This window comes from Gemella sp. GH3 (genome assembly GCF_013415425.1).
Classification (GTDB): Bacteria; Bacillota; Bacilli; order Staphylococcales; family Gemellaceae; genus Gemelliphila.
On record NZ_JACBYC010000246.1, the window covers coordinates 1 to 409 of the forward strand.

The 409-nt window shown below is 38.9% G+C and carries 1 protein-coding gene; it reads right to left on the reverse strand.

What is annotated here, in order from left to right:
• Positions 1–392: catalase (locus tag HZY83_RS08030; RefSeq protein WP_179943513.1), on the reverse strand; the 392-nt coding region annotated here is incomplete at its 3' end.
• Between the last annotated feature and the right edge of the window lie 17 nt (positions 393–409).

Here is a 409-nt window from a genome sequence, read left to right on the forward strand (position 1 = left end):
GTATTATTACCAACTAAATCCCAGTTACCGTCCTCAGTATAAAATTTCAACGCAAATCCACGTATATCTCTTTCTAAGTCAGCCGCACCACGTTCACCTGAAACTGTTGAGAAACGTGCAAACATTTCTGTTTGTTTACCAACTTCAGAGAAAATTTTAGCATTTGTGTATTGAGTAATGTCATTTGTGACAGTAAAAGTACCAAATGCGCCAGAACCTTTAGCGTGCATACGTCGCTCTGGAATTACTTCTCTGTCAAAATGTGACATTTGTTCTAAATAATAAACATCTTGCATTAATAATGGACCTCGTGGCCCTGCTGTCATACTATTTTCTCTATCTGATACTGGTGCACCAAATAGACCAGTTAATCTACCATCTTGTTTAGACATGGCTAGCTCCCCCTCAC